We start from the raw sequence: 10,494 nt of genomic DNA on the forward strand, positions 1-10,494 counted from the left end.
CTGGTGCTGAATCTCCGCAGGATTCAGTGCGCCCTTTTGTGCCTGCTTGCAGGTTTGCTCGTCATTTTCTGGCCCCAGAAAAAATTGGCGGTTGTTCAGTAGACATTAACTATTATTTTATGAGTTATGCACAAAAGTTTTCCCTTACCTCTTGGTAATCATGTACTAGATGGTTAGTAACTGAGTTGAGAGTGGGGATTGCGGAGTGGATAAAAACCCAGTAAATTATACCTGCAACAAGGAACGGGCTTGCCGGCACCAGTCCTGACTCCTACAAATTTGAAGAGATGAGGGAATCCAATATGGCAAAACAAAAGCTGCACGATCCCGGCAACAAAAACTCCGTTGTCAACTTCGGCGCAGGCTGGGTGGTCATCATCTACTGCCTGCTAATGTTCTTCCTGTACGTGGGCATGTGCAACGACGGCGCCAACATCACCGCCCCCAATGTGGCCAATCGGCTGGGCGTGGAAAACGGCACCATTATGAACATGAATTCTCTGGCCGGTCTGGTCGGCGTGGTGTTCTTCATCATCGTGGGGCAGATCAACCGTAAGATCGGCGCCCGGCTCACCTCCGGCATCTGCTGCATCGTCTCCGGTATCGCCTACATGCTGGCCTGCAATGCCTCCAGCGTGGCCATCTATACCGTGGCCATGTGCTTTGTGTACGGCGGCATCATGTCCGCCGGTTACGTGGCCGGCGGCACCCTGGTAGCCACCTGGTTCCCCAAGAAGAAGGGCGTGGTCATGGGCTACACCACCATGGGCCACAACCTGGCTTCCGCCTTCTATGTCCAGCTGGTCGCCATCCTCATCGCCCCCATGGTGGCCGGTACCGAAAACATCGGCTCCAACTTCTCCAGCGGCATCATTCCCATCGGCGTGGCCGCCATCGTGCTGGGCATCCTGGGCATGATCTTCATCCGCAACACTCCTCAGGAGCGTGGTCTGAACCCTGACAACGTGTCCGACGAGGTCTATCGCAACGAGTATGACACCTCCGACGAGGTGGAGGGCGACGGCGGCTGGACCACCGGTAAGCTGCTGGCCACCAAGGAGCTGTGGCTGGCCGCCATCACCACCGGCTTCTTCCAGATCTGCTCCGTGGGCGTTATGAGCCAGCTGGTTATCCGCAACACTCAGCTGGGCTTCACCCAGCAGGAGGCCATGAACGTCATGACCATCCTGGCTCTGGGCGGCGTGGTCGGCTCCTGGCTCATCGGCATCATCGACGACAAGATCGGCACCAAAAAGACCATGGTGGGCTTCGGCATCTGGTACGCTGTGGCGCTGCTGTGCAACTTTGGGGCCGCTGACAGATCCTCCCCCCTGGTGTACATCTCCCTGTTCATGATTGCCATGGGCATCGGCGGTTCCGCCAACTTCACCACCTCCCTGCCCGCCTCCATCTTTGGCCGGCACGGCTTCGACAAGGTGAACAGCGTTATCTTCCCCATCCAGGGCGCCGTCACTGCCCTGTGCTTCCTGGTCAACGGCGCGGTGCAGCTGATGACCGGCGGCCAGATCAAGATGGCCTACCTGGTGTTCGCCGGCGTGGCTCTGGTCAACGTGCTGCTGGTGCTCATCGTCAACGAGCATCGGTTCAACCGGGACTGGAAGGCCGCTCACCCCGGCAAGTAATCCCCCCCATCATCCCCCAAGGGACCTGCCCGTGCGGCAGGTCCTTTTTATACCCGACGGGCTCTCCCCGCGCCCCGCTCTCCAATAAAAATCGCCCCGCGTCCGAACAGACACGGGGCGATTTTTATTGTGATGGTTACTGGTGAATAGCGGTACCGGTCTTGCCAGCCACGCCGTCCTTGGCCTTCTCCAGCAGGGTGATGAGGGCGGAACGGCCGGGGGCGCTCTCGGCGAACTGCACAGCGGCCTGGACCTTGGGCAGCATGGAGCCGGGGGCGAAGTGGCCCTCCTCGATGTACTGGCGGGCCTGGTCGGGGGTCAGCTCGTCCAGCCACTTCTCGTCGGGCTTGCCAAAGTTGATGGCCACCTTCTCCACAGCGGTGAGGATGATGAGGGTATCGGCCTCTACCTGCTGGGCCAGCACGCAGGAGGCGAAGTCCTTGTCGATGACAGCGGCGGCGCCCTTCAGGTGGTGCCCCTCGGTCTTGTAGACGGGGATGCCGCCGCCGCCGCAGGCCACCACCACCAGGCCGGCAGCCACCATGTCCCGGATGGACTGGATCTCAATGATGGACTGGGGCTTGGGGGAAGCCACCACACGGCGATAGCCGCGGCCGGCGTCCTCGATGACGTTGTAGCCGCGCTCGGCCACCATCTTGTCGGCCTCTTCCTTGGTCATGAAGGCGCCGATGGGCTTGGTGGGGTTCTGGAAGGCCTTGTCCTCGGGGTCCACTTCCACCTGGGTGAGCACGGTGGCCACGCCCTTGTTGATGCCCCGGTCCAGCAGCTCCTCCCGGAGGGCGTTCTGCAGGTCATAGCCGATGTAGCCCTGGCTCATGGCCACGCACACAGACAGGGGGCAGGGGATGTATTTCTCGGGATCGGAACGGGTCAGCTCGGTCATAGCCTTCTGGATCATACCCACCTGGGGGCCGTTGCCGTGGGCGATGATGACCTCATGGCCCTCCTGGATCAGGTCCACAATAGCCTTGGCGGTCTGCTTCACGGCAATCATCTGCTCAGGAAGATTGTTGCCCAGAGCATTGCCGCCCAGGGCGATTACGATACGCTTGCCCATGATAAACACCTCAATTTGTCATATATCCGGCGTATACTACGCCCGGTAATAGATTTCTGAAATAGTTGGGCCCATCCGCACAGATACAGGCAGGTTGACCTATGCGGACGGGCCTCAGGAAGGTAGGGAAGGTAAAATGGAAGTCTGATCAGATCAGGAAACGCACAATTGAATTACTTCTGGAACCAACGAGCGATGCCCCGGTCCTCCAGAGCCTTCAGAGTGGCCTGGGGATCCTTCACCTTGGCCAGGAAGATCATGGCGGCGATGATGTAGGGCTTGAAGGAAGCCTCCTTGTACAGGGGGTCACGATAGCGGTCGAACACGGAAGCCTCGACCTCGCCGTCCTTGCAGGACACGTCGTTGATGTCGGCGGGCAGGCAGTGCATGTACAGGGCCTTGCCGTCGCGGGTGGTCTTCATGAGCTCCTCGGTGCAGCACCAATCCTTGTGGTTGGCGTTCTGAGCCAGCAGCTCCTTCTCCAGAGCCTTGATGCCATCGGTGTCGCCCTCAGCGTACAGGTTGGTGCGCTTCTCCATGGCGGCGAAGGGAGCCCAGCTCTTGGGATACACGATGTCAGCGTCCTTGAAGGCCTCAGCCATGCTGTGGGTCTTGGTGAAGGTACCGCCGGACTTCTCGGCGTTGGCCTTGGCGACCTCCTCAACCTCGGGCATAACCTCGTATCCCTCGGGGTGAGCCAGGACCACGTCCATGCCGAAGCGGCTCATCAGGCCGATGATGCCCTGGGGCACGGAGAGGGGCTTGCCGTAGGAGGGGCTGTAGGCCCAGGTCATGGCGATCTTCTTGCCCTTCAGGTTCTCCACGCCGCCGAACTCATGGATGATGTGCAGCATGTCGGCCATGGCCTGGGTGGGGTGGTCAATGTCGCACTGCAGGTTGACCAGAGTGGGCTTCTGCTCCAGCACGCCGTCCTTGTTGCCCTGGGTCACGGCGTCCATGAACTCGTGCATGTAGGTGTTGCCCTTGCCGATGTACATGTCGTCGCGGATGCCGATAACGTCGGCCATGAAGGACACCATGTTGGCAGTCTCACGAACAGTCTCGCCGTGAGCGATCTGGCTCTTGCCCTCGTCCAGGTCCTGAACCTCCAGGCCCAGCAGGTTACAAGCGGAAGCGAAGGAGAAGCGGGTACGGGTGGAGTTGTCGCGGAACAGAGAGATGCCCAGGCCGGACTCAAACACCTTGGTGGAGATGTTGTTCTCACGCATGTAGCGCAGAGCGTCGGCCACGGTGAACACAGCCTCGATCTCGTCGTCGGTCTTCTCCCAGGTCAGGAAGAAGTCGCCATTGTACATATCCTTGAAGTTGAGGGCGTTCAGCTTGTCGATATACATCTGCAGAGTCTTGTCCATTGCAATCAATCTCCTTTTAATAAAATATGTTAGGTGGATGGTCCTTATTTGATGGGGCGGCCGAAGCCGCCCCTGCGGGCCTAGGCACAGTGCTTCTTGCTGGCACGCCTCGCCTGTTCGCAACGCAGCCTAAGCCGTCCGACTTCACAAACCGGCCTTCGGCCCCATAGGGCCTGCGGTCCGTTTGCTCCGCTCCCGTCTTAGTCTGCTGCTCACGACGGCTCAGCGTTTCTTACTTAATATCGTTGTTGGTCTTGCCGGCGCGGAACTGGGTCACGTCGTCGGTCTTGTTCTCCTCCTTGTACAGGCCGGGCACGGCGGCGTACAGGGCGGCGCAGGTGACCAGATCCTGCTTCCAGGTGATCTCGTTGGGGGCGTGAGCCTGAGACTCGGCGCCGGGGCCGAAGCCCACGCAGGGGATGCCGTAACGGCCCTGGATGGCCACACCGTTGGTGGAGAAGGTCCACTTGTCGGTGAGAGGACGGTTGCGCAGGTGCATGGCGCCGTCAGGCCCGATGCGCTTATCGCCGAACAGGGCGTGGTGGGCGTCCACCAGAGCCTGCACGTGGGCAGCGGACTCCTTGTTGATCCAGGTGGGGAAGTAGGCCTCGGTCTCGTACACCTCGCCGGTCCAGGAGGGACGGTCGTACATGTACATGGACACCTTCACGTCGTCGCCGTACTTCTTCACGTTGGGCAGGTTGCGGATCTCCTCCAGGCAGGAATCCCAGGTCTCACCGGCGGTCATGCGGCGGTCGATGGAGATGGAGCAGGAGTCAGCCACAGCGCAGCGGCTGGGAGAGGTGTAGAAGATCTGGGAGGTGGTGCAGGTGCCACGGCCCAGGAAGCGGGCGTCCTCGTAGTGATCGGGGTTGTACTTGGGGTTGAGCATCTTGACCAGGCCCTTGATCTCGGTGGAGTCGGCGTCGTCGTTCTCGTTGAGGGCGCGCACGTCCTGGAGGATGTCGGCCATCTTGTAGATGGCGTTATCGCCGCGCTCGGGGGCGGAGCCGTGGCAGGAGATGCCCTTCACGTCCACCCGGATCTCCATACGGCCCCGGTGGCCGCGGTAGATGCCGCCGTCGGTGGGCTCGGTGGAGATGACGAACTCCACCTGCTCCTTCTTCACGCCAATGGAGGGGAAGAACTTGTTGACGATGTACTGCCAGCACATGCCGTCGCAGTCCTCTTCCTGGACGGAGCCCACCACCATGATCTTGTAGCCGGCGGGGATCAGGCCCAGATCCTTCATGATCTTGGCGCCGTACACGGCGGAAGCCATGCCGCCCTCCTGGTCGGAACCGCCGCGGCCGTAGATAACCTCGTCGTCCTCGTAGCCCTCATAGGGGTCGTGGGTCCAGTTGTTGATGTTGCCGATGCCGACGGTGTCGATGTGAGAGTCGATGGCGATGATCTTGTCGCCCTCGCCCATCCAGCCGATGACGTTGCCCAGGCCGTCGAACTCGGCCTTGTCAAAGCCCAGCTTCTCCATCTCGGCCTTGATGCACTCGCAGACGCCCTTCTCCTCGCAGCTCTCGCTGGGGATGCGGATCATGTCCCGCAGGAAGCGGGTCATGTCAGCCTTATAACCTTCGGCAGCAGCTTTGATCTTTTCAAAATCCATCGTAATAACCTCCATTTTCTCGTTTATTTCACGGTTGATCGGGAATATTCCCGGCTTGCACACATCTCAGTAGGGCTTCTGGGGGGTGTCGGTGGTGGGATACTCGCCGTCCCAGATCACCCGGCGGAACTTCAGGGGATCGGTATTGCCCTCAGTGGAGAACATGAGCACCTGGCTGAAGCGGTTGAGCTCCAGAGCGTCCCGCAGCTCCTTGTAGGTGTCGTCGCACATGATGGTGTCCAGGGTGCCCATGCCCACAGCGCCGGACTCGCCGGAAATCACGGTGGGGTCGCCCTTGACAGGCATGCCCAGCATCCGCATACCCTTGGCGCTCACCCAGTCGGGGCAGGACAGGAAGGCGGACACGTGGTTGCGGAGGATATCCCAGGAGATGGTGTTGGGCTCGCCGCAGGCCAGGCCGGCCATGATGGTCTGGAGATCGCCGGTGACGATGCGGGGATTGCCGTCGTTGGCCAGAGCGCCCTGATACAGGCAGTCGGCAGCACGGGCTTCCATCACCACGAACTTGGGGGGATCATTGGGATACAGGTTGGTGAAGTAACCCACAACGGCGCCAGCCAGGGAGCCCACACCGGCCTGCACGAACACGTGGGTAGGCCGGTTCACGCCGCACTGGCGCAGCTGCTCAGAGGCCTCATTGGCCATGGTGCCGTAGCCCTGCATGATCCAGGAGGGGATCTCCTCGTAGCCGTCCCAGGCGGTGTCCTGAACGATGACGCCGTGCTCGGTCTGCTCGGCCTCAGCGGCGGCCATGCGCACGCAGTCGTCGTAGTTGACCTCCTCGATGGTGACCTTGGCGCCCTCCTTGGCAATGTTGTCAAAGCGAGACTTGGAGCTGCCCTTGGGCATATGTACCACGGCCTTCTGCCCCAGCTTGTTGGCGGCCCAGGCCACGCCGCGGCCATGGTTGCCGTCGGTGGCGGTGAAGAAGGTGGCCTGACCAAACTCCTTGCGGAAGGCCTCGCTGGTCAGGTAGTCGTAGGTCATCTCAGACACGTCCCGGCCCATCTCGCTGGCGATGTACTTGGCCATGGCGAAGGAGCCGCCCAGCACCTTGAAGGCGTTCAGACCAAAGCGGTAAGACTCATCCTTCACATACACACCGCCCAGGCCCAGATACTTGGCCATGCCGTCCAGCTGAGCCAGCGGAGTGATGGAGTACTGGGGGAAGGAACTGTGGAAGAACCGGGCCTTAGCCACGTTGGAGAGGGACATGACGTCCAGCTGCTTGTCCTCGCTCTTGGGCATCTGATTGATGACCCACTTGATCTGGTCTTTCATTGGAAACTCGCCTCCAAATTATTTTTCCGCGCCGTGAACAACCGCTTATTTCTGTGACCATCATATCACTTGTACGGCAGATGTCAAGAGGAAATCTGAAAAAAATCCTTTTATCCTAAAAAATTTTTTGGTCATGCCGCAAAAGCCCTTATACCAACGGGTTCAGGGATTTGACCCGCCGGTCAAAGAGCGAGAAAAAGGGCCTCAGTATCTGGAATTACTCCGTCAGACTGAGGCCCCTGAGAAGGTCTGATGGAGGCCTCCGGACTGGGTGAATGCCGCTTATTTTTTCTTGCTGTAATAGGTGTTTTCCATGGGCAGAGAGGTGCGCAGGATGTGATCTCTGGCGTAGTATGCCCCCTGCACCGCCGGGGCGGTGGGGATGGTGGCGATCTCACCGATGCCCTTGGCGCCATAGGCGAAGGGGAGCAGCTCCTCCTTCTCCACATAGATGGCGTGGATGTCGGGGATCTGGTCGGCCCGCATCAGGCCCAGAGTGCCGTATTTGGCCTGGGGCACGCAGTCCTTCAGGGGGAAGTCCTCGGTGAGCGCGTAGCCCAGACCCATGAGCACGCCACCCTCAATCTGACCCTGGATGGAGGTGGGATTGACCACCTTGCCGGAGTCGTGAGCCGCGTACACCTCTTTGGCCCGGCCCTCGTCGTCCAGGATGACCACGTGGGTGGCGAAACCGTAGGCCACATGGCTCTTGGGATTGGGCACATCGGCGCCCAGCTTGTCGGTGGGATCGAAGAACTCGGCAAAGTACTCCTTACCCTCCAGCTTGGCCAGATCGCCTCCCACCTCATCCATATCCTTCCGCAGGTCGGCGGCGGCCATGCGCACCGCCTCGCCGGTGATGAGGGTCTGGCGGGAGCCGGAGGTGGTGCCCGAGTCGGGGGCCACCTCAGAGTTGGCGCCCATGTTCCGCAGCAGCAGCCGGGGCAGCCCGGTGGTCTGAGACAGGATCTGGAGGAAGACCGTGGCGCAGCCCTGGCCGATATCGGAGGCGGCAGAGTAGAGCTCCACTATACCATCCCGCACAACCAGCTTGGCCCGGCCCTTGTCGGGCAGTCCCACGCCCACGCCGGCGTTCTTCATGGCGCAGGCGATGCCGGCATGGTCGGCATTGGCCTCATAGACGTCCTTAACAGCCAGCAGAGTCTCCTTCAAGGCTGTGGAGCAGTCGGCGATCTGCCCGTTGGGCAGCACCTTCCCCGGCTCAATGGCGTTGCGGTAGCGGATCTCCCAGGGGGAGATGCCCACCTTCTCAGCCAACAGGTTGATGTTGGACTCCAGGGCAAACTCGCTCTGGCACACACCGAAGCCCCGGAAAGCGCCGGCGGGAGGATTGTTGGTATAATAGCCAAAGCCCCGGATATCGGTATTCTGGTAGCAGTAGGGGCCCACGGAGTGGGTACAGGCCCGCTCCAGCACGGGTCCGCACAGGGAGGCGTAGGCGCCGGTATCGAAGTAGATCTCGCAGTCCAGACCGGTGAAGATACCGTTCTCGTCACACCCCAGGGTAAAGGTGCCCTCCATGTAGTGGCGCTTGGGGTGGAACCGGATAGACTCCTGCCGGGTGAGCTTGACCTTCACAGGCTTCTGGACCTTCAGGGCGGCCAGCACCGCCAGGTGCTGCACCGACACGTCCTCCTTGCCACCGAAGCCGCCGCCCACGAACTTGTTCTCCACTACGATGCGATCCTGTTCCCAGCCCAGCATGATAGAGATCTCGTGGCGTGTGTCATACACGCCCTGGTCGGAGGTGTACACCTTGACCCCATCCTTGTAGGGAAAGGCCACGGCGCACTCGGGCTCCAGGAAGGCATGCTCGGTAAAGGGGGTCTTATAGCTCTGGGTGACCACATATTTGGAGTTGGCCAAGGCGGTTTTGGCATCGCCACGGGTCACGTGACGCTGCTGGCACAGATTGCCGTTGGGGTGGAGCTTGGGAGCGTCCTCCGCCATGGCCTCCTGAATGGTGCGCACCGGCTCCAGGGGCTCATAGCTGATCTTGACAGCCTTTTTGGCCTTCTCCAAGGTCTTTTCATCTTCGGCCACCACCAGACAGATGGCGTCGCCCACGCTGCGGGTGATGTCCCCCTTGGCAATGAACACGTCCCAGTCCTGCTGGATGTGGCCCACCTTGTTGTTGGGCACGTCCTCGGCGGTGAGGACGGCCAGTACCCCCGGCATAGCCAGGGCAGCGGAGGCGTCAATGTCCAGCACACGGGCTCTGGGGTACTGGGAGCGGATGGCGGAGCCATGGACCATGCCCTCCATCTCCACGTCGTCGCAGTAGGCCCCGGTGCCCAACACCTTGCCACGGACGTCGGTACGGAAGGCCCGGTCGCCCACGCCGTAGATGTCCCCCTTCTCCAGCTCGGGGTCGATCTTTTCGTCTCCCCGGAGGATGGCGGCGGTGAGGGCGATGCCCTCAATGATTTTCTTGTAGCCGGTACACCGGCAGATGTTACCCCGGATGGCCTTCTTGATATCGGCCTCGGTGGGGTTGGGGTTGCGGTCGATAAGGGCCTTGCCAGCCATCACCATACCAGGGATGCAGAAACCGCACTGGACAGCTCCCACCTTGCCAAAGGCATAGACGAAAGCTTCCTGCTCATGCTCGGGCAGACCCTCCACGGTGAGGATGGTCTTACCCACCGCCTTCTTGGTGGTGAGGACACAGGACTTGACAGCCTTGCCGTCCACCACGATGGTACAGGTACCGCAGGCGCCCTCGCTACACCCATCCTTCACGGAGAAGAGCTTCAGGTCGTCCCGCAGGTAGCGCAGCAGGGGCTTATCCTCCTCGGTGGTGCGGAGGACCCCATTTACGGTAAAAGAATAGCTCATATGTGGTTCCTCCTTCCTAGGAAAAGTTGTTCACGGTGAACACCCCGTCGGCGTCCACGATAACGCCCCGGGGGCACTTGACGGCGCACATGCCACAGGAGATACACTTTGCCGGGTCGATGACGGCATGGTTATCCTCCATGGTAATGGCATCCGCCGGGCAGTTCTTTTCGCAGATCCGGCAGGTGATGCAGCTGACGGAGCAGGCGTTCCGGGCGGCGGGCCCGGCGTCCTGATTGGAGCAGCGAGGCGTGATAGTGGTGTCTGCGTCCACCAGGCGGATCAGGCTCTTGGGACAGGCCTTGACGCACAGGCCGCAGCCCACACACTTGTCCCGGTCCACCAGGGCCGCCCCGTGGGGACCGATGGCAATGGCCTTCAGACGGCAGGCCGCCACGCAGCTGCCCAGGCCCAGACACCCCTGAGCGCAGTCCAGCAGCCCATCGGGATAGGCCTGGACCGCCTGGGCGCAGTCCATCTGGGTCAGGTCATCCTGAACCCGGCGCTTTGCCCGGTTCCCGCCGGTGCAGTACACCACGGCGATCCGTTTGATTCGGGTAGGTGCCATATTGGGTTCCTCCTTATGGGGGCGCGGCGTCAGGACCCGCACTCCCC

The 10,494-nt window shown here is 61.0% G+C and carries 7 protein-coding genes; 1 reads left to right on the top strand and 6 read right to left on the bottom strand.

Annotated features, from left to right (window positions below; all coding sequences use genetic code 11):
• Positions 1 to 302 precede the first annotated feature (302 nt).
• On the top strand, positions 303 to 1,643 hold the full coding sequence (locus tag H6B51_RS14640; RefSeq protein WP_204884393.1) for an MFS transporter: 1,341 nt from the start codon (positions 303 to 305) through the stop codon (positions 1,641 to 1,643).
• Positions 1,644 to 1,779: 136 nt separating this feature from the next.
• Here H6B51_RS14640 and arcC read toward each other — a convergent pair whose 3' ends face one another.
• From arcC to H6B51_RS14670, 6 genes are all read right to left on the bottom strand, one after another.
• Positions 1,780 to 2,721 carry a carbamate kinase gene (arcC, locus tag H6B51_RS14645; RefSeq protein ID WP_204884394.1) on the bottom strand — a complete coding sequence of 314 codons (942 nt, stop codon included), beginning with the start codon at positions 2,719 to 2,721 and terminating at the stop codon, positions 1,780 to 1,782.
• A 173-nt stretch (positions 2,722 to 2,894) separates the two neighbouring features.
• A complete protein-coding gene (ygeW, locus tag H6B51_RS14650; RefSeq protein ID WP_204884395.1) occupies positions 2,895 to 4,094 on the bottom strand; it encodes a knotted carbamoyltransferase YgeW in 1,200 nt (399 codons plus the stop codon).
• Between the two features lie 232 nt (positions 4,095 to 4,326).
• A complete protein-coding gene (locus tag H6B51_RS14655; protein WP_204884396.1) occupies positions 4,327 to 5,718 on the bottom strand; it encodes a YgeY family selenium metabolism-linked hydrolase in 1,392 nt (463 codons plus the stop codon).
• Between the two features lie 66 nt (positions 5,719 to 5,784).
• Positions 5,785 to 7,020: a diaminopropionate ammonia-lyase gene (gene dpaL / locus H6B51_RS14660; RefSeq protein ID WP_204884397.1), complete on the bottom strand. Its 1,236-nt coding sequence runs from the start codon at positions 7,018 to 7,020 to the stop codon at positions 5,785 to 5,787.
• A 282-nt stretch (positions 7,021 to 7,302) separates the two neighbouring features.
• A complete protein-coding gene (gene xdh / locus H6B51_RS14665; RefSeq protein ID WP_204884398.1) occupies positions 7,303 to 9,879 on the bottom strand; it encodes a selenium-dependent xanthine dehydrogenase in 2,577 nt (858 codons plus the stop codon).
• 16 nt (positions 9,880 to 9,895) lie between these two features.
• Positions 9,896 to 10,447: a 4Fe-4S binding protein gene (locus H6B51_RS14670; protein ID WP_204884399.1), complete on the bottom strand. Its 552-nt coding sequence runs from the start codon at positions 10,445 to 10,447 to the stop codon at positions 9,896 to 9,898.
• Positions 10,448 to 10,494: the final 47 nt, after the last annotated feature.

Source organism: Pseudoflavonifractor phocaeensis, from assembly GCF_016901955.1.
Taxonomy (GTDB): Bacteria; Bacillota; Clostridia; order Oscillospirales; family Oscillospiraceae; genus Flavonifractor; species Flavonifractor phocaeensis_A.